The organism is Streptomyces sp. NPDC046900 (genome assembly GCF_040644975.1).
In the GTDB taxonomy this organism is placed as follows: domain Bacteria; phylum Actinomycetota; class Actinomycetes; order Streptomycetales; family Streptomycetaceae; genus Streptomyces.
Genome location: NZ_JBEYXD010000044.1, coordinates 17709 through 36439, shown reverse-complemented (window position 1 = coordinate 36439; position 18731 = coordinate 17709). Strand labels below are relative to the sequence as shown.

The following is an 18731-nucleotide window of genomic DNA, read 5'->3' as shown; positions in this document are numbered from 1 at the left end:
ACCGTCGTAAGCCCCGTCAGGCCGTCCGGATACCGGACGGCCTGACATTTTTTTAACGCGTTCGCTGCGGTTCCCGTGCGGGTGTCATCAAACGGGTGATGAAGGCTGGGACCGTGAATCACCTTTGAAAGCAAGGTCCAAGGACGCAAGTTCTTGGGTAATGAGAAAGATGGACGCCGTGCCCTGAGAAAGCGACGTGACGTGGGTCGCTTTACAAGTACGGAATCCGAAGGTAAACGGCCATTGACGCAGCGGTTTTCGTCGGGGTTCCATGCAGCCCACCGGGAGAGGACGAGCAGCAGGACGACCCAGCCTCCGGAGGCGATAGCGCTCCCGCCCGAACCACCGCCGCACGAGTCGATCGGAACCCGCCGCATGACCGATACGCTCCGCCCTGTCGAGACCTCCGTAGCCCCGGCACCGGAGAGCAGTCCCAAGACGCTCAAGCGCTCCATCGGCGTCGTCGGCGGCACCCTGCTCACGCTGTCCTGCGTGACGCCCGCCTCCACGCTCTTCGTGGTCGTACCCGACCTGTTCGGCTCGCTGGGCACCGCGACCGCCGTGACGATCGCGATCGGCTCCCTCCTCTGTATCGCCGTGGCGTTCTGCTACTCGGAGCTGGGCACCCTCATCCCCAGCGCGGGCGGCGAGTACGCGATGGTCTCGACGCTGGCCGGACGGCTGGCGGGCTGGCTGGTCTTCGTGCTGTCCCTGCTGGTCGTCGTGATCGTTCCGCCGGTGATCGCGATCGGCACGGCGGACTACCTCGCACCGGTCGTCCACCTGGACCCGTCGATGACGGGCGCGGGAGTCATGCTGCTCGCCACCCTGGCCGGTCTGCTGGACCTCCGTGCCAACGCCTGGATCACCGGTATCTTCCTGGTCCTGGAAGTGGTGGCCGCGGGCGTCGTCGCGGTCCTGGGCTTCACCCACAGCCAGCGAGGCCTGGGCAGCCTGGTCTCGATGCAGGTGGCCGGCTCACAGGGCCACACGGACACCGTGACGGCCATGCTGGTGGTCTCCGGGCTCGCCATCGCCCTCTTCGTCACCCAGGGCTTCTCGACCGCCGTCTACCTCTCCGAGGAGTTGGAGAACCCGCGCCGCAACGTCGCCCGCACGGTCCTCGCCACCCTCGCCATCTCCACCGTGGTCATCCTGGTGCCGGTCGTGGCCATCACCATGGGCGCCTCCGACCTGAAGGTGCTGACGAGCGGCGACATCAGCAGCATGGTGACCGCCTGGTCCAACTCGGCCGTCGGCACCTTCGTGAGCCTGTGCGTGGCGCTCGCCATCATCAACGCGGGCATCGTCATGGTCATCCAGAACTCCCGCGTGCTGTTCGCCTCGGCCCGCGACAAGGCCTGGCCCGGGCCGGTCAACAACGCCCTGTCCAAGCTCGGCCGGTTCGGTTCCCCGTGGGTCGCCACCCTGGTCGTCGGTGTCCCGGGCGCGCTCCTCTGCTTCGTCAACCTGGACACCCTCTACGGCGTCACCGGCGTCTCGGTGACCGGCATGTACCTGCTGGTGGCCGTCGCCGCCCTGCTCGCCCGGCGCGGCTCGCACCGGCACACGCCCGCGTGGCGGATGCCGCTGTGGCCCGCGATGCCGCTCCTGCTGATCGCGGTCCTCGCGTACGTCCTCAGCCAGCAGGAGGTCGACTACCTGCTGTGGACGGGCGGCATCACGGCGGTCGCCACGCTGTACTGGGCCCTGTACCTGCGCCCGCGCCGCGACACCCGCTGGCTGGTGTCGATCCCGGAGGACGCACAGGTCTGAACCCCCTGGAGAGTCCCGCCGGCGGCTCTCGCAGCGGGTCAGAGGGCCGGAGCCACGCCCGTCTCCAGAGCGGCGAGTACCGAGGAACCCGAGTACACCGGACGGCCGCCGCGCAGGACACGGAGGTGGACGGTGCCCACCGGATGGTGGGTGGAGTGGCCGAGACGGTGCGGGGTGAGGGAGGGCAGGGGCAGCCGCAGAACGGGGCTGCCTGCCGCCTCACCGGTGAGCTCAGCACGGATGCGCGGTCCGGTGGCGGTGAGCCGCCACCGGCCGGCCCGGTGTCCGCCCCGCACGATCGCCGCCGGAGGGAACAGGTGGACGCGCCGGCCGCCCATGCTGATCACCATGCCGCTGACCGGCACGGTGACCGGGCCCCGCCCGAGCAGGCCGCCGGCGAACGCGACACCGATTCCGCCGCCGTCGAAACCCTGGGCCTGCCCCCACCACCACTGGGGAGGGAAGCCACGCCCCCAGGACTTCTCCGCGTACACCTCGCACGCCGAGAGGTCCCAGCAGTGCTCACCCAGCCGTACCGTCCCCTCGACCCGCGCGTCGAAGAGGTGAGGGTGCCAGTAGTGGTTGAGCCCCGGCAGCAGGGAGAAGACGCCCGCGGCCGGAAGGAGGGTCCGCCGTGCCGGCGCGGGCACGACGGTCGCCTCCAGGCACACGTCCGCGAAACGGACGCACAGCGTGTCGCGGGCGAAGTCGAGCGCGGGCGGAACGCGCACCGCGTGGCAGCCGGAGGCGGCCCGGGCCCCGTCCTGAGTGGTCGACCGGACGAGGGAGAGCGGGCTCGCCGCGACCGTCACGCTTCCCCACGTACGGCTCCGGTGATGGTTGACCGCGCACGCGACCACGAGGACCCGGCGCCGCCCGGTGTCCGTGAACCGCCACAGATACCCCTCCATCCGGGCACCGTGGGACCGAAGTGCGTCTCCCCAGGGCGGGGTCGCGCCCGTACGGCGCCACCATGTGGCGGGCACCCTCAGGTCTCCCGCCGGGCGGTGTGCCCCGACGTCGCGGTGCATCGCTCCCGCCGGCAGCGGCGCACGGGCACGGCACCGGGGGCTTGGACACCGAGAGCTTGGAGTGCCGCCGCCGTCCCGCAGATCTGTGTGGCGGCCTCTGGCGCGTGTACCGGACCGCTCATGGCTGAGGTGCCCGGTCCTCGACGGGGCGCGGAGCGGGCGTGGCGCGTCCGGGCCCGGGCCGCCGCCGGTGCGCGGCCACAGCCGTCCCGACCAGCCACCCCACGAACAACGCGGAGGTGCCCACCGCGATGACGACCCACAGCGCGGGTGCCGGTGTGCCGCGCACGGCGAGGTCGACGAGCAGCGCCGTCGTGGTGGCGCAGGTGGTGAGCGGAAGCTGCATGGAGGCCCAGAAGGTGACGCGGTCCGCGCCGTACGGCTCCGCCAGCGCTCCGCGCCGCAGTCCCCGGAAGGCATGGATGCCGGCCGGAGCGCACACGAACAGGGCGGCCGCCACGATCAGCGGCAGCCGACCGGTGGCGGTCAGCGCCAGCACGCCGGTGTAGAGGCCCGCCTGCCCGGCCCCGTATGTCTTGACCACGCGCACCGGGCCGAGGGCGGCGGCGAGGGTGTGCTTGCCGACAAGTCGGTCGCCTTCGATGTCGGCCAGGTTCATGATCAGGCAGCGCAGCACCTGAAGAAGGCAGACGACGGCCGTGCACCACAGCAGGAGCGGGCTGAACCGGCCGGCCTGCAGCAGGGCGGCCAGCAGCGGGCCCATGCCGTAGAGCACGGCCGCGCAGGTCACTTCGCCGAACGCGTGGTAGTTCAGCCGCAAGGGAGGAGCCGTGTAGAACCAGGCCAGTGCCATCAGCGTGACGGCCAGGAATCTCGCGGATCCGCTGGGCATCGCGGCCGTCAGCGCGGTGCCGGTGAACAGGGCGACGAAGGCGGCGGAGAGGCTGACACCGGGCTGGAGGAGCCCGTCGACCAAGGTCCGGCTGCCGCCGGTCCAGGACGTGGGGGACGGGTTGGCCCGGTCCGCGTCGAGGTCGAAGTACTCGTTGCAGAAGTGCGTCATCAGGTGGGTCGACCAGGCGAACCCGAGAGTGAGCAGATACGCCGAGAAGGAGAACTCGCCCGTCGCGTGGACGGCCAGGGTGACCCCGAAGCCGGTCACCATCATGCTCTGGAACAGGAACTTGACCCGGGCCAGTCTGAGGAAGGCGGCCACCGGGCCGGTCCCGGCCGGTGCGGCGGCCGCCCGGGTGGGGCTCATAGGGCCTCTTTGGTCGCCACGATGATGCCGTGCGGAGTCCAGCCGGGCACCGTCATCCGCTCGACGGCGCCGAACCCCGCCTCGCGCAGGCACTGTTCGTGCACGCGCCAGGGATAGATCATCCCGCCCTCGGCGGGCAGGGACGCGAAGTAGACGCTGTCGAGGGCGGCGATCAGCGGTCCGTCCCCCTCGTCGTGGGACATCGAGTTGAAGACGACGGCACGGCCGCCGGGCCGCAGGGCATCGTGGGCCTTCCGCAGGAGGGCCGTGTTCTCCTCGGGGGTCCAGATGACCAGTTGGTGCGCGAAGAGCACACAGTCCATGTCCGCCGGGAACGGGTCGGCGAACATGTCGCACGGGTGTACCGAGACCCGGGAGGCCAGGCCCGCCTCGGCGATCCGTGCCTCGGTCACCTTGGCGGACGCGGGGATCTCCAGCACGGTGACGTCGAGGCCGGGATTGTGCCGGGCCAGGGCGATCGCGTTGACGGCGTCGCCACCGCCGCAGTCGAGCAGACGCCTCGCACCGGTGAGGTCGAGCTTGCGCACGAGGTGTTCGTTGGCCAGTTCGGACCAGGAGCGCATGTAGCGGTAGAAGACGTCTTCGAGGCGCGGGTGGCCGGCGAAGCGGTGGTACAGGTCGGGATCGTCACCCGGAATGCGCCGTAGGCCCACGTTGGTGTTCTGCCGCAGTGAGTCGACGAAGTCCGCCTGTCCTTCGTAGACGATGTGCTGTTCGAAGCCGACCGTGTCCTTGATCTTGGGCCAGGTCCCGTCCTTCTCGAGTGCGACGATGAGGTCGGCTGCCCGGTAGCGCGACCCTTCCTTGACCGTCAGACCGAGGGAGGTGCATCCCAGCAGCAGAATGGCCCCGGCCCGCTCCTTGAGCTCCAGGCGGTCGCGGATCTCCGCCTCCGTCAGCGGGCCTTGCGCGAGGAGCAGTTCGATCAGGCCGAGTTCGCAGGCCGCGTTCAGGTACTGGAAGGCCGCGTGCCCGAACAGGATGAACGACAGGCGGTCCATGGTCAGCCCGTGAGCCGGCTGTCCGGGAGCGGCCTGCGCCCCGGAGGGCTGCGCCGTGGTGGATGACGTCATGAGGAGCCTTCTGGCGGCGTAGGAGGACGGGCGCGCATGCGCGGTGGCCGTGCGTCATGCGGCACTGTGGCGACGACGCATGCTCGCACGCGAGATCAGCCTGGCGAAGGACCCCTGGTCCCTGCGGGTGAATGGGTCACTCACCCGGTCCAGGGGCCGGTGTTTCCCGGCATCGGGCATGCCAGGATGCTGCGTCGGCGGGAATCCTTCCGTTTGTCCTCACGACAAAGGACTCCGGGCATGGAGCTGCACACGACCACACTTTCCCCTCGTTCCCTGGAGCGGGACGCGGGTTCTGACGGAAAAAGGCCTCCGGAACTCCTGGGGATCGATCACATTCGGCTGTGCGTGGGAAACGCGCGGCAGGCAGCGTATTTCTATGTCACGGCTTTCGGCATGGAGCTGACCGCCCATCGCGCCGGTGAGAAGTCCCGCCACGGCACGGTGGAATATCTGCTCTCCTCGGGTGAGGTGCGGCTCCTTGTCACCGGCGGAGTCGAGCCGGACAGCACCGCCGCCCGATGGGCCGCCGATCACGCGGACGGTGTCAGTGACATCGCCCTTGAAGTGGCCGACCTCGACGCGGCCGTGGCCCACGCGGTCGCCGCCGGGGCCACCCTGGTCCAGGAACCCACCACCCACGCCGACGAGTCGGGGCAGATCCGTACCGCCGCCCTCGCCACCTACGGGGAACTGCGCCACACCCTGGTGGAACGCGGCCGGTACCAGGGATTGTTCATGCCCGGCTTCGACCGGCCTTCCGTGGCTCCCGCACCCCGCGGCCCCCGGCTCTTCCATCGCGTCGACCACACCGTGGGATGTGTGGAATACGGCCGCATGGACGAATGGGTCGACTTCTACCGGCGTGTACTGGGCTTCACCACCATGGCGGAGTTCATCGGCGACGACATCGCCACCGAGTACTCCGCCCTCATGAGCAAGGTCGTCGCCGACGGGACAGGAAAGGTGAAACTCCCGCTGAACGAACCGGCTCCCGGGAAGAAGCGGTCCCAGATCGACGAATACCTTCAGTACCACCGCGGGCCCGGCGTCCAGCACATCGCCCTGGAAACGGACGACATCCTCGCCGCGACCGATGCGCTCCGGACGGCGGGCGTCGATTTCCTGACGACCCCCGACGCCTACTACGACGACCCGGGACTCCGCGCCCGTCTCGGGACGGTCCGCGTCGACATCGCCGCACTGCGCGAACGCGGAATTCTGGTCGACCGGGACGACGACGGCTATCTGCTGCAGATCTTCACCCGGCCACTCGTCGACCGCCCCACCTTCTTCATCGAATTGATCGAACGTCACGGCAGCCAGGGCTTCGGAAAAGGGAACTTCAAGGCCTTGTTCGAGGCCGTGGAACGTGAACAGGAACGCCGGGGAAACCTGTAGTCACCTCCGCCTGGACAGATCTGAGGAGCGGTCGGTGAACCGTGCGACTCTCGCCAAGAATCCGGATGACGTCACGCGCATGTTCGACGAAGCGGCACACCGCTACGACCGGACCAACACGCTGCTGTCCGGCGGCCGCGACAGGGTGTGGCGCGCCCGTACCCGGGCGGCGCTGGGCCTCCGCGCGGGCGACCGATGCCTTGACGTCGCCTGCGGGACGGGGGTGTCCACCGAGGAACTGGCCAGGTCAGGAGCCACGGTCATCGGCATCGACCGCTCACCGGGGATGGTCTCCCAGGGCGGTGGCAGGGCCGTGGACATCCGTGTCGGGGACGCTCTGTCGCTGCCCTTCGAGGCACACGCCTTCGACGCCGTGACCATCATGTTCGGCCTGCGCAACGTGGTCGACCCGGTGGCCGCGCTGCGTGAGATGGCACGGGTCACCCGGCCCGGCGGACGGCTTGTCGTCTGCGAGTTCAGCCACCCCGTCTGGCCACCGTTCCGCACCGTCTACCTGCGCTACCTGATGGGCGGCCTGCCGCGGATCGCCCGCAGTGTCTCCAGCAATCCGGCCGCCTACACCTACCTGTCGGACAGCATCCTCGCCTGGCCCGACCAGCCCCGGCTCGCCACGATGATCAAGGAGGCCGGCTGGGGACACGTCGCCTGGCGCAACCTCACCGGAGGCATCGTCGCGCTGCACCGCGCGACCGTTCCGCAGGCGCCCGGCGCGTCGGGGTCCGGACCGGGGGAGCCACGAACGTGAGGGGTCCGGAACGGATCGACTCACAGGTCCTCGTCGTGGGGGCCGGTCCGGCGGGATCGACGGCCGCGTACCACCTGGCGCGGCAGGGTGTGCACGTGGTCATGGTCGAAAAGGCGGTCTTTCCACGGGAGAAGGTCTGCGGGGACGGGCTGACCCCGCGCGCCGTCCGGCACCTCGTGCGCATGGGCATCGACACGTCCGCTCCGGGCTGGAGCCGCAACCGGGGGCTGCGCTTCGTCTCCCGCGGAGTGGTCCTCGAGGTCGACTGGCCCGAAAGCGGCTCCTTCCCCGGCTACGGTCTCACCCGCACCCGGCACGACTTCGACCGGATCCTCGCCGAGCGGGCGGTCGCGGCGGGTGCCGTGCTGCACACGGGGACCAAGGCCGTCGAACCCGTCCAGGACGCGAGCGGGCGGATCACCGGCGTCGTCGCCGTGGGCCCCGAGCGCAGGCCCCTCACGTTCAGCGCGCCGGTGGTGATCGCGGCGGACGGCGTCGCCGGACGACTGGGCCTGGCCATGGGCGTCACCCGACTGGCGAGCCGTCCCGTGGGCACCGCTGTGCGCCGCTACTACCGCAGTCCCGTCAAACACGAGGACCCGTATCTGGAGTCCTGGCTGGACCTGCGCCGCCCGGACGGACGGATCCTCCCCGGCTACAGCTGGATCTTCCCCATGGGCGACGGCCGGGTGAACGTGGGTCTCGGCGTCCTCAACGACTCGCGCACCGGGGCCACCGACGTCCGCAAGATGCTCGCCCCGTGGCTCGACCGGACCCCGCAGGAGTGGGGACTGCACGACGAGAGAAGCGCCGACGGCCCGCTGCGCGGCGCCGCACTGCCCATGGGATTCAACCGCCTGCCGCACTACCACCGCGGTCTCCTGCTGATCGGTGACGCGGGAGGCATGGTCAACCCGTGCAACGGCGAAGGCATCGCGTACGCGATGGAGTCGGCGGAACTCGCCGCCGACCTCGTGGCCCAGGCCGTCAGCCGGCCCTCGGGGGTTTCCCGTGAACAGGTTCTCAGCGGCTACCGCCAGGAGATCTCCACCCGCCTCGGCCGCTACTACCGCCTGGGACGGGGCTTCTCCTCGCTGATGGCCCGTCCGATGTTCACCAGCCTGGTCACCCAGAACGCGGTGAAGTCGCCGCGCGTCATGGGTGCCATGGTGCGGCTGCTGTCGAACCTCTCCGACAGACCAGGGGCGGACGCCGTGGACCACCTGGTCAACTCCATGGTCCGCGTCATCCCCCGGGACCGGCGCCTCACCTTGCGGTAACCGCGGCTGACGGAACCGGCAGGGGTGGCTGCGCCCTCGTCGCGGGCCGGGGAAAGACGGTGGCCGGCCGCGGTCGTCGCTCAAGAACCGCTCGGCCCGTTCGGTACCCACGAGCCGAGCGAAGGGTCCCCCGCGGCGGTCAGGAACCACTCGGCCTGTTCCGCGCGGGCCGGTCGACGAGCTCCCGGTCACGGCGACTTCCGCGGCGGTCGTGGCACGGCCGTTTTCCTCCGGCCTTCACGTACCACGCCTGCGGTAGGCGGCAGCGGAGCCGTACGCCTCCGGGAGGGCAGCGGTTCAGCCCGGCGGCTGCTTCGGTTGTCGGTGCCGGGCCTTACCGTTGACGCATGGATCTTCGACTGCGGGCAGTCCGGGGGCTGCGCCGAAGGACCGTGGCCGCCGTGGCCGCGGTCCTCCTCGTGCTGGCCGGTGCCGGCACGTGGACGGCCGTCGCCTCGGACGACGCGCCCGCCGTACACCGCGCCGACAGACTCATGGACATGGGCGGCGGAGTCCGGATCGACACCTCGTACTTCACCTCGGGATCCGGTGGCCGCCGCCCGGCCGTCCTGCTGGCGCACGGCTTCGGCGGCAGCAAGAAGGACGTCGAGGGCCAGGCCGAGCAGCTCGCGCGCGACGGGTACGCCGTGCTGACCTGGTCGGCACGCGGATTCGGCAGGTCCACCGGGAAGATCGGGCTCAACGACCCCAAGGGCGAGGTGGCCGACGTCTCGAAGCTGATCGACTGGCTGGCGAAGCGGCCCGACGTCCAGCTCGACAAGCCCGGCGACCCGCGCGTGGGCATGGCGGGCGGGTCGTACGGCGGTGCCATCTCGCTGCTGGCCGCGGGGTACGACCACCGGGTGGACGCGATCGCCCCGGCCATCACCTACTGGAACCTGGCGGACGCCCTGTTCCCGAACGGGGTGTTCAAGAAGCTGTGGGCCGGCGTCTTCATGAACTCCGGCGGCGGCTGCGGCAGATTCACCACCGAGCTGTGCCGGATGTACGACCGGGTGGCCGAGTCCGGGATGCCCGACGCGCAGGCGCGGGCTCTGCTGGAGGAGCGGTCCCCGTTCGCGGTCGGCAAGGACATCAAGGTGCCCACGCTCCTGGTGCAGGGCCAGTCGGACTCCCTGTTCCCGCTCGGCCAGGCCGACGCGGCGGCCAGGGCGATCAGGGCCAACGGCGCCCCCGTGGACGTCGACTGGATCGCGGGCGGGCACGACGGCGGCGACCTGGAGACGAGTCGCGTACAGGCGCGCGTCACGGCGTGGTTCGACCGCTATCTGAAGGACGAGACGGGTGTCGACACCGGCCCTGCCTTCCGCATCACCCGCACCGGCGGCTTCAACTCCACGGACGGCACGATCCTGCTCCGGGGCGCGAGCGGGGACCTGTACCCGGGGCTGGAGAGCGGGCGGAGGACGGTCTCGCTCAGCGGCCGGCAGCAGAGTTTCGCGAACCCGGCGAGTGCCAACCCGCCCGCTGTCTCCGCGCTCCCCGGTCTCGGCGGCCAGGGCGGCCTGTCCCAGCTGTCGTCGCTGGGCATCGGGGCGTCGCTGGACTTCCCCGGGCAGTACGCGCACTTCGACTCACAACCCGTACGCGGCGACCTGTGGATCACCGGCTCGCCGACGGTGACCGTCCATGTGACGTCGACGAGTGACGACGCCGTCCTGTTCGGCAAGGTGTACGACGTCGGGCCGGGCAGCATCCAGCCGGTCCTGCCCTCACAACTGGTCGCCCCCGTCAGGGTGACCGGTGCCAAGGCCGGCAAGGACGTCACGCTGACCCTGCCCGCGATCGACCACGAGGTGCAGAAGGGGCACCGGCTGCGGCTGGTCCTCGCCTCGACCGACCTCGGCTATGCCTCCCCGGCGGCGCCCGCCACGTACACGGTCGCCCTGAAGGGCGCTCTGGAGGTGCCGACGACACCGGGTGTGACGGCCGCGGCGGCCCCGCTTCCCTCCTGGGTGTGGTGGTTCCCGCCGGCCGGCGCGCTGATCGCCCTCGCACTGCTCCTGACGGGCCGCAGGCGCCGAACGGCCACCGCGCCCGATCCCGCTCTGGCCTCCGTGCCGCTGCAGATCACGGACCTGAGCAAGCGATACGCCGGCGCGGCGGACCGGTACGCGGTGCGGGACCTCTCGTTCCGCGTGGAGAAGGGCCAGGTGCTGGGCCTGCTCGGGCCGAACGGCGCCGGCAAGACCACGACGCTTCGCATGCTGATGGGTCTGATCAAGCCGGACGCCGGCGAGATCCGGGTTTTCGGCCATGCGATCCGTCCCGGTGCCCCGGTGCTGTCCCGGGTCGGCGCCTTCGTGGAGGGCGCCGGATTCCTGCCGCATCTGTCCGGCCGGGAGAACCTGGAGCTGTACTGGCAGGCGACGGGTCGCCCGCCCGAGGACGCGCATCTGGACGAGGCGCTGGAGATCGCCGGTTTGGGGGACGCGCTGGCGCGCGCGGTGCGCACCTACTCGCAGGGCATGCGTCAGCGCCTCGCGATCGCCCAGGCGATGCTCGGCCTGCCGGACCTGCTGATCCTGGACGAGCCGACCAACGGCCTGGACCCGCCGCAGATCCGCGAGATGCGCACGGTCATGATCCGGTACGCGGCGGCGGGCCGCACGGTGATCGTCTCGAGCCACCTGCTGGCGGAGGTCGAGCAGTCCTGCACCCATCTGGTGGTCATGGACCGTGGGCGCCTCATCCAGGCGGGCCCGGTGGACGAGATCGTGGGCTCCGGCGACACGCTCCTGGTCGGCCTGGCCGCCGATGTCCCCGACCCGCTGGTGGAGAAGGTGGCCGCGCTGCCCGGAGTGGCCTCGGCGGTACGGACGGAAGGCGGACTGCTGGTACGCCTGGCATCCCCCGCCGAGCCGGCCGCCGCACCGGGACGCCACACGGAGCCGACCGCCCCTGCGGAGCCGATGACACCGGTCGGTGTGTCCGGGGCGGCGGTTGCCACCGACGTGCCCGCCGGGCCGATGGTGACCGGGGACGTTTCTGCCGGGCCGGACTCGCCCGCCGGAGTCTCCGTGGTGGCACTCGCGCCCGCTGTGAGCCCTCAGGAGCCGATCGCCTCCGGGACGGTCTCCGACGAGCCGGCCGTGTCCGAGGGCTCCGGCGAGCCGGTCGTGTCCGCCGTGCCTGCCGGGGGCACCGGCGGGTCGGCGGCAGCCGCTCGGCTTCTCGTCGAACTCGTCCGGCTCGACGTGCCGGTGGCCTCGCTGGGTCCCCACCGGCGTCTCGAGGACGCCTTCCTCACTCTGATCGGAGGTTCCGCATGAGTGCGCTCGCCGAGCGGGCGGAGACGGCCGACGGTTACCGGGCGCGGCGGACGCTGCCCCTGCGGGTCGAGCTCGTCCGGCAGTTGAAGCGGCGCCGGACGCTCGTCATGGGCGCGATCCTGGCCCTGCTCCCCTTCGTGCTGGTGATCGCCTTCGCCATCGGCGGTCAACCCGGCGCCCGCAACGGCCAGGTCACGCTGATGGACACGGCGACCGCGTCGGGCGCCAACTTCGTGGCGGTGAACCTCTTCGTGTCCGCCGGGTTCCTGCTGGTCATCCCGGTTGCCCTGTTCTGCGGTGACACGGTCGCCTCCGAGGCGAGCTGGTCCTCGCTGCGCTATCTGCTCGCGGCGCCCGTCCCTCGGTCCCGGCTGCTGTGGTCCAAGCTCGTGGTCGGTCTCGGCCTGAGCCTCGCGGCCATGGTGCTGCTGCCGGTCGTCGCGCTCGCGGTGGGCACGGCGGCCTACGGCTGGGGACCGCTGGACATACCGACCGGCGGCTCCCTCGCCGCGGGCACGGCGGCCGGACGGCTCGCGGTCGTGGTGGCGTACATCTTCGTGTCCCAACTGGTCACCGCCGGGCTCGCGTTCTGGCTGTCGACCAAGACGGACGCGCCACTGGGCGCGGTCGGCGGCGCGGTCGGTCTCACCATCGTGGGGAACGTGCTGGACGCGGTCACCGCTCTCGGCCACTGGCGCGACTTCCTGCCCGCGCACTGGCAGTACGCCTGGGTCGACGCCGTTCAGCCCCGGCCGGAGTGGGCCGGCCTGATCCAGGGCACCGTGGTTTCCATAACGTACGCGCTCGTGCTGTTCGCGCTGGCCTTCCGGGGTTTCGCGCGCAAGGACATCGTGTCCTAGGTCAACGGAGGATCTCCCACCGGTCTCGGCGGCCGCCCGCCGTGGCCGGTTCGAGATCCATCCGCAACGCCCCGTACCGCACATCCGGGCCCCTTCCGCCGTCACAGTCACAGACGTCGACGTCAGCGGAGACAAGGGGGCCCCATGGGGAACTACCGGACACGACGACCGCGCGGCACACTGCTCGCGCTCATGATCGCGGGCGGCCTGCTGATCACCGGCTGCTCGGGCGGCGCCTCGGACCACTCGGGCAAGTCGTACGGCTCGGCCCCGTTCCCCGCACCCGCGTACAGCGCGGGGCGGAGTGACGGCCGGGAGAGTGCGAACCACCTCTCCACGTTCGCACTGGACGTGGACACCGCCTCGTACGGCTACACGCGCCGCACCCTCGCCGAGGGACGTCTGCCGGATCCGGCGACCGTGCGCCCGGAGGAATTCGTCAACAGCTTCCGCCAGGACTACGAACGGCCGCGCGGCAACGGCTTCACCGTCACCGTCGACGGCGCGCGCACCGGCAAGGACGGCTGGTCGCTGGTCCGGGTCGGCCTCGCCACCCGCACCGCGCCGGAGGGCGAACGCCCGCCCGCGGCGCTGACGTTCGTCGTCGACGTCTCCGGTTCCATGGGCGAGCCCGGCCGCCTCGACCTGGTCAGGGACTCCCTCGGCATGCTGACCGACCGGCTGCGGGACGACGACTCGATCGCGCTCGTCACCTTCAGCGACGAGGCCAGGACGGTCCTGCCGATGACCCGCGTCGGCGGCCACCGCGCCCGCGTCCACGACGCGATCGACGAACTGCGGCCCACGGACTCCACCAACCTCGGCGCGGGTGTCCGCACCGGGTACGCCACCGCGGTCGAGGGTCTGCGCCCGGGCGCCACCAACCGGGTCGTGCTGCTCTCGGACGGGCTGGCCAACACCGGCGACACCGATGCCGACACCATCCTGGAGCGCATCGCGAACGCCCGCCGCGAGCACGGCATCACCCTCTTCGGGGTCGGTGTGGGCAGCGAGTACGGCGACGCGCTCATGGAACGCCTCGCCGACCGGGGCGACGGGCACACGACGTACGTCTCCTCCGACGAGGACGCCCGCAGCGTCTTCAGCGAGCAGCTGCCGCAGAACGTCGAGCTGACGGCCCGGGACGCGAAGGCCCAGGTCGCCTTCGACCCGCAGACCGTGGCGGAGTTCCGCCTTGTCGGCTACGACGACCGGCGCGTCGCCGACGAGGACTTCCGCGACGACCGCGTGGACGGCGGCGAGGTCGGCCCCGGCCACACGGTCACCGCGCTCTACGCGGTCCGCACCCGCCCCGGCGCCACCGGGCACCTCGCCACGGCGAGCGTCCGCTGGCTGGATCCCGGCACCCGCGCCCCGCACGAGGAGTCGGGGCAGTTGGAGACGGGCTCCCTCGACGACGATGTGTGGCGGTCCTCGTACGGACTCCAGGTCGCGGCGACGGCGGCGTACTTCGCCGACGACCTGCGCCAGGACGCCGCGCGTCAGGCCCCGCTCCCCGGCAGTCCGGGCCTCACCGCACTCGCGGAACACGCGGAGGGGCTGGCGGCGCGTCGGCAGGACACGGACGTACGGAGCCTCGCGAAGGCGATCCGGGAGGCGTCCGCACTGCGGGGCGCGGACTGACCCGTCCCCCGCACCGCGCGCCCTCGAACCGCACGATCTTTGTCCGCACCGTTGAAAATCCTTAACTCGCGAGTAAGTTGACCTCCAAGTAAGTACGCACGTCCGCACGCGAGCCGCGACCGGAGCCGTCATGAGCGTACGCAGGGATCTGAAACGGGCACGGAGGCGCAGCGACCTGGTGGACCGCACCGGGGTCGAGCTGATCAGGGACGATGCGGGGACGGTCCGCGAGGTGCGCAGCGCGCCGATGACGCCGCGCCCCTCGGCCGGCAGTACCGCCGACCTGCCCTTCACCAACGCGGCGGAGGCTCCCGGGGCGGTGGTGCTGCGCCGTCAGGAGGGCGCCACCTGGCGGCCGGTGACCGCGGCCGCCTTCGCCGCCGAGGTGGCCGCAATCGCCAAGGGGCTGATGGCGGCGGGTCTCGAACCCGGCGACCGGGTCGCGGTCATGTCCCGCACCCGCTACGAGTGGACCGTTCTCGACTTCGCGATCTGGGCGGCCGGCGGACAGTCCGTTCCCGTCTACGCCACGTCCTCCGCCGAGCAGGTCGACTGGATCGTGCGGGACTCGGGAGCCCGCTTCGCCGTCGTGGAGAGCGCGGAGAACGCGCACACGGTCGCGACGGCGACGGCCTCGCATCCGCAGCCGCCGCAGGTGTGGCGTCTGGACGAGGACGCCCTCGGCAGGCTCGCAGTCCTCGGCCGCGGCATCCCCGACGAGGAGGTGACCAAACGCCGCGCCGCGCTCGCCCCCGACACGGTGGCCACGGTCTGCTACACCTCCGGCACCACCGGCCGCCCCAAGGGCTGCGTCCTCACCCACGCCAACCTGCACGCCGAGGCCGCCAACACCGTCGAACTGCTCCACCCCGTCTTCAAGGAGGTCACCGGCCAGGTCGCCTCGACCCTCCTGTTCCTGCCGCTGGCCCACATCCTAAACCGCACCCTGCAGATCGCCTGTCTGATGGCCCGTATCGAGCTGGGCCACTTCCCGAGCATCAGGCCCGATGAACTGCGGCCCGCGTTGCGGGAGTTCCGTCCCACGTTCCTGGTGGCCGTCCCTTATCTCTTCGAGAAGATCCACGACACGGGTCGTGCCACCGCCGAACGGATCGGCCGCGGCGCCTCCTTCGACCGCGCCGACCGTGTCGCGGTCAGCTTCGGCGCCGCGCACCTGAGGAAGTTCCTGGGCGGCGGAAAAGGCCCGGGCCCGGGGTCGTACGCGGCGCGGGCACTGTACGACCTGCTCGTCTACCGGCGGATCCGCAAGGAGCTGGGCGGCCGGATGCAGTACGCCATCAGCGGCGGCTCCCCGCTCGACCGGGATCTCAGCCTGTTCTTCTACGCCGCCGGGATCATGGTCTACGAGGGCTACGGGCTCACCGAGACGAGTGCCGCCGCCACCATCGTCCCGCCCCTCGGGCCCCGCCCCGGCACGGTGGGCCTGCCCGTCCCGGGCACGGCCGTCCGCATCGCCGACGACGGCGAGGTCCTGATCAAGGGCGGCGTGGTCTTCGGCGGGTACTGGAACAACCCCGCGGCGACGGACGCCGTGCTCAGCGGCGACTGGTTCGCCACGGGCGACCTGGGGGCGCTCGACCAGGACGGCTATCTCACCATCACCGGCCGGAAGAAGGACATCCTCATCACCAAGGGCGGCAAGAACGTCTCCCCCGCCGTCCTGGAGGACCGGCTGCGCAGCCGCTCGCCCGTCGGCCAGTGCATCGTGGTGGGCGACAACCGCTCTTATGTCGCCGCCCTGATCACGCTGGACCCCGAAGCGGTCGCCCACTGGCTCGCCGTGCGCAGACTGCCCGCGGACACCCCGAGGTCCGAGGTGGTCCGCGATCCGCAGATGCGGGCGAAGGTGCAAAAGGCCGTCGACCACGCGAACCAGGCGGTCTCCCGGGCGGAGTCCATCCGCAGATTCGCCTTGGTCGAGGGCGAGTTCACGGAGGAGAACGGACTGCTCACCCCCTCCCTGAAGATCAAGCGGCAGGCCGTGACAAAGGCGTACGCGCGGGAGATCGAGGAACTGTACGGCGACTGAGGCCGTACGAGAGCCGTCGCACCGGCCCGAGCACGCCAAAGGGGCGGCCCGCCGAGCCGCTTGGCGGGCCACTCCTGGTGTACCGGGCTCAGCTGTTGCCGGTGCCGTTGCCGGACAGGACCGGGATGTCGTCCAGGATGTGCGACAGCGGCTCGTCACCCTTGGCCTGAGTGGAGTTCTCGGTGCACTGCTGGTTCTGCGGCGACGACAGGACCGGGACGTCCTGGACGGCGACCGGCACGACGCCGACGAGAGAACCGGCGTTGACCTTGGCGGGCAGGCCGACACAGGGCTTGTTCAGGGAGCCCTGAACGAGGGCCATCTGGGGGCTCATGCTGCCGTACGTGGCCGAGTTGCCGTACTGCTGCGTGGAGCTGTTGCCGTTGGTGGACGTCGTGCCACCGTCGTCGCTGATCGCCAGCGCCTGCTGTGCGGCCGCCGCCGAGGCGCCGACAACGGATGCGGCGACTACCGCGGCAGCCATGAACTTCTTCATCACTTGCTGGTCCCTTCTGGAGAAACCCCGTCCACCGGAGCGCTCTGGACAACTACCAGGCGATCTCTTGGTTGCTCCCATTCACTCCGATGGTCCATACGGAGGAGTGGAACAGAGCCGTGTCCCACCTGCGGAATGACCGAATCAGCCGCCGTGGACCGGCCCGTCCGGGTGAATTTCCGAAACCACTCCGAGAGGGCCGGGTCGGTGGCAGAGCAGGACCATGGATCTTGGCCGGGAAAGGTACGGGAAATGTTCCGCAAGGGAATGGCCGGCGTCCGCAGCAGCCGCTCGTCCGGGGCTCGCTCGACAGGCTCTGCGTAGGCCCGCCGGCGAAGGCGAACGCCGGATCGCTCATGGGTCTCGTGCCGGTCGCGGCCCAGGACGTGCCGGTCCTGTCAGCCGCGCAGAACCAGCACTGCGCCGGGAACTCGACCTGGGCCAAGGGTGACGAATCGTTTTCGCACCTCGCGAACGACATCCCGGTCCTGGCGGGCAACGACACCGGCAACAGCCGAGGTTCGGGCTGCACGCCACTGCCCGCACCGAGCAGACCAGCGTCGAGTTGGGGCGTGCCCTGGAGCAACTCCCCATCCTGCTCGGTGCATTGCCTCGACTCTTGCGCGATCGGATCGATCCCCGATGCGCTTTGCGTATGAATTCACTGACGGCGTTCGGGTGAATCAGTTGGCGCATGCAGTTCGGGAGTTGCTTCAGCCGCCTATTCCTCGTTTCACAGTGTGCAGGTCGTGCGGCGAGCTGTTCAAGTTGTGCTCGCTCGGCTCCGGCCGTCACAGGGGCACGACCGCACAGAAGGGAAACCACGTGAAGCACAAGAAGAGCGCTGCCGTTGTCGCCGGCGCCATCATGGCCCTGGGAATGGCTGCTCCGGCGATGGCCGACTCGGGCGCCGAAGGTTCCGCCGTCAACTCTCCGGGTGTTCTGTCCGGGAACGTCATCCAGATTCCCGTGCACGTGCCCATCAACGCGTGCGGCAACACGGTCAACGTCATCGCGCTGCTGAACCCGGCGTTCGGCAACGCGTGCTCCAACAGCTGACGTCATAGCCGCCGCGGCTGATGTCCTCACTCACCAGCCGCCCGGCCGTGTCAGGGCCGGCCTTGGACTGCACTTCACGGCTCCAGGGCCGGCTTTCCCACTACTACCAGCAGGAAGACAACTAGATTGCGACAGACCCTGAGCAGGGGAATGGTCGCGGCGGCCGCCGCGACGGGCATCCTCTCCCTGTGCGGCAGCCCGGTGTTCGCGGACTCGCAGGCCGACAGCACCGCGGCCGGATCACCGGGCGTCGCGTCCGGCAACACCGTCCAGGTCCCCGTGCACATCCCGGTCAACGTCTGCGGCAACACGGTGAATGTGGCCGCGGCGCTGAACCCCGCCTTCGGCAACTCCTGTGCCAACGGCGGCCCCGCGGCGCAGGCGGCCCCTGTGCAGCAGCCCCCCTCCGTCCCGGCGCAGACCCCCCGTGACAGCGGTTCCGGCTGCGCCCCGTGCTCGAGCGGCCCCGGCACGACCCAGCCTGGTGTCGGCGTCTCGCACACACCGGCGCAGGGGACCAGCCAGACCGGCCAAGAACACCCCGCGCAGCCCAGCGTTCCCCAGCAGCAGCCGAACACGCCGGAGATCGGCGTGCCGGCGATCAACTCGCCCAGCACGCAGACGCATGTGGCGCCCGCCGCCCTGGCCGAGACCGGCAGCGAGGGTCTGCTCGCGGCCTCGGCGGTCAGCGTCGCGATGCTGGCCGGCGGGCTCATCCTGTACCGACGGGGCAGGACCACGTCCCACCGCTAGCGGGCC

Annotated in this window: 14 protein-coding genes and 1 pseudogene; 11 read left to right on the top strand and 4 right to left on the bottom strand. The window is 70.7% G+C overall.

The genetic code is table 11. From position 1 onward, the window contains the following. Positions 1-375: 375 nt before the first annotated feature. Positions 376-1776: an APC family permease gene (locus ABZ904_RS31975; RefSeq protein WP_359399202.1), complete on the top strand. Its 1401-nt coding sequence runs from the start codon at positions 376-378 to the stop codon at positions 1774-1776. A 38-nt stretch (positions 1777-1814) separates the two neighbouring features. Here the strand turns inward: ABZ904_RS31975 and ABZ904_RS31970 are convergent, their stop codons facing one another. From ABZ904_RS31970 to ABZ904_RS31960, 3 genes are all read right to left on the bottom strand, one after another. Next, positions 1815-2687 carry a tocopherol cyclase family protein gene (locus ABZ904_RS31970; protein ID WP_361827139.1) on the bottom strand — a complete coding sequence of 291 codons (873 nt, stop codon included), beginning with the start codon at positions 2685-2687 and terminating at the stop codon, positions 1815-1817. 238 nt (positions 2688-2925) lie between these two features. Continuing rightward, positions 2926-4029: a prenyltransferase gene (locus tag ABZ904_RS31965; protein WP_359399206.1), complete on the bottom strand. Its 1104-nt coding sequence runs from the start codon at positions 4027-4029 to the stop codon at positions 2926-2928. Then, entirely contained in the window at positions 4026-5123 is a 1098-nt protein-coding gene (locus tag ABZ904_RS31960) for a methyltransferase (RefSeq protein ID WP_359399208.1), read from the bottom strand. Before ABZ904_RS31960 ends, ABZ904_RS31965 begins: the two co-directional genes overlap by 4 nt. A 240-nt stretch (positions 5124-5363) precedes the next feature. Between ABZ904_RS31960 and hppD the strand changes: the two genes are divergently transcribed. The 7 genes from hppD (at position 5364) to ABZ904_RS31925 (ending at position 16417) form a co-directional block, all read left to right on the top strand. Beyond that, positions 5364-6524 carry a 4-hydroxyphenylpyruvate dioxygenase gene (hppD, locus tag ABZ904_RS31955; RefSeq protein ID WP_360999654.1) on the top strand — a complete coding sequence of 387 codons (1161 nt, stop codon included), beginning with the start codon at positions 5364-5366 and terminating at the stop codon, positions 6522-6524. 34 nt (positions 6525-6558) lie between these two features. Further along, the gene (locus ABZ904_RS31950; protein ID WP_360999652.1) at positions 6559-7290 is read left to right on the top strand and encodes a demethylmenaquinone methyltransferase; all 732 of its coding nucleotides are present in this window, start codon (positions 6559-6561) and stop codon (positions 7288-7290) included. Beyond that, the gene (locus ABZ904_RS31945; protein WP_359399214.1) at positions 7287-8570 is read left to right on the top strand and encodes a geranylgeranyl reductase family protein; all 1284 of its coding nucleotides are present in this window, start codon (positions 7287-7289) and stop codon (positions 8568-8570) included. The genes ABZ904_RS31950 and ABZ904_RS31945 overlap by 4 nt, the downstream gene beginning before the upstream one ends. A gap of 347 nt (positions 8571-8917) precedes the next feature. Beyond that, complete coding sequence (locus ABZ904_RS31940; protein ID WP_361827134.1) at positions 8918-11863, top strand: alpha/beta fold hydrolase; 2946 nt, start codon at positions 8918-8920, stop codon at positions 11861-11863. Then, a complete protein-coding gene (locus tag ABZ904_RS31935) occupies positions 11860-12723 on the top strand; it encodes an ABC transporter permease (RefSeq protein WP_359399218.1) in 864 nt (287 codons plus the stop codon). Before ABZ904_RS31940 ends, ABZ904_RS31935 begins: the two co-directional genes overlap by 4 nt. 144 nt (positions 12724-12867) lie before the next feature. Further along, positions 12868-14367 carry a von Willebrand factor type A domain-containing protein gene (locus ABZ904_RS31930; RefSeq protein WP_361827130.1) on the top strand — a complete coding sequence of 500 codons (1500 nt, stop codon included), beginning with the start codon at positions 12868-12870 and terminating at the stop codon, positions 14365-14367. A gap of 130 nt (positions 14368-14497) precedes the next feature. Further along, a complete protein-coding gene (locus ABZ904_RS31925; RefSeq protein ID WP_361827128.1) occupies positions 14498-16417 on the top strand; it encodes an AMP-dependent synthetase/ligase in 1920 nt (639 codons plus the stop codon). A gap of 88 nt (positions 16418-16505) precedes the next feature. Here the strand turns inward: ABZ904_RS31925 and ABZ904_RS31920 are convergent, their stop codons facing one another. Beyond that, complete coding sequence (locus ABZ904_RS31920) at positions 16506-16913, bottom strand: rodlin (RefSeq protein ID WP_360999637.1); 408 nt, start codon at positions 16911-16913, stop codon at positions 16506-16508. 248 nt (positions 16914-17161) lie between these two features. Here ABZ904_RS31920 and ABZ904_RS31915 point away from each other — a divergent pair. The 3 genes and pseudogenes from ABZ904_RS31915 to ABZ904_RS31905 form a co-directional block, all read left to right on the top strand. Further along, a pseudogene (locus ABZ904_RS31915) lies at positions 17162-17428 on the top strand (rodlin); the annotation flags it as partial. A 352-nt stretch (positions 17429-17780) separates the two neighbouring features. Further along, the gene (locus tag ABZ904_RS31910) at positions 17781-17972 is read left to right on the top strand and encodes a chaplin (protein ID WP_359399255.1); all 192 of its coding nucleotides are present in this window, start codon (positions 17781-17783) and stop codon (positions 17970-17972) included. Between the two features lie 126 nt (positions 17973-18098). Further along, on the top strand, positions 18099-18725 hold the full coding sequence (locus ABZ904_RS31905) for a chaplin family protein (protein WP_360999634.1): 627 nt from the start codon (positions 18099-18101) through the stop codon (positions 18723-18725). The last annotated feature ends 6 nt before the right edge of the window (positions 18726-18731 follow it).

What these genes read in the sequence shown, in the direction of transcription:
- ABZ904_RS31920 (WP_360999637.1), bottom strand. Translation starts at nt 16,913, where the DNA reads ATGAAGAAGTTCATGGCTGCCGCGGTAGTCGCCGCATCCGTTGTCGGC.
- ABZ904_RS31940 (WP_361827134.1), top strand. Translation starts at nt 8,918, where the DNA reads ATGGATCTTCGACTGCGGGCAGTCCGGGGGCTGCGCCGAAGGACCGTG.
- ABZ904_RS31935 (WP_359399218.1), top strand. Translation starts at nt 11,860, where the DNA reads ATGAGTGCGCTCGCCGAGCGGGCGGAGACGGCCGACGGTTACCGGGCG.
- hppD (WP_360999654.1), top strand. Translation starts at nt 5,364, where the DNA reads ATGGAGCTGCACACGACCACACTTTCCCCTCGTTCCCTGGAGCGGGAC.
- ABZ904_RS31960 (WP_359399208.1), bottom strand. Translation starts at nt 5,123, where the DNA reads ATGACGTCATCCACCACGGCGCAGCCCTCCGGGGCGCAGGCCGCTCCC.
- ABZ904_RS31975 (WP_359399202.1), top strand. Translation starts at nt 376, where the DNA reads ATGACCGATACGCTCCGCCCTGTCGAGACCTCCGTAGCCCCGGCACCG.
- ABZ904_RS31970 (WP_361827139.1), bottom strand. Translation starts at nt 2,687, where the DNA reads ATGGAGGGGTATCTGTGGCGGTTCACGGACACCGGGCGGCGCCGGGTC.
- ABZ904_RS31910 (WP_359399255.1), top strand. Translation starts at nt 17,781, where the DNA reads ATGGCCCTGGGAATGGCTGCTCCGGCGATGGCCGACTCGGGCGCCGAA.
- ABZ904_RS31930 (WP_361827130.1), top strand. Translation starts at nt 12,868, where the DNA reads ATGGGGAACTACCGGACACGACGACCGCGCGGCACACTGCTCGCGCTC.
- ABZ904_RS31925 (WP_361827128.1), top strand. Translation starts at nt 14,498, where the DNA reads ATGAGCGTACGCAGGGATCTGAAACGGGCACGGAGGCGCAGCGACCTG.
- ABZ904_RS31965 (WP_359399206.1), bottom strand. Translation starts at nt 4,029, where the DNA reads ATGAGCCCCACCCGGGCGGCCGCCGCACCGGCCGGGACCGGCCCGGTG.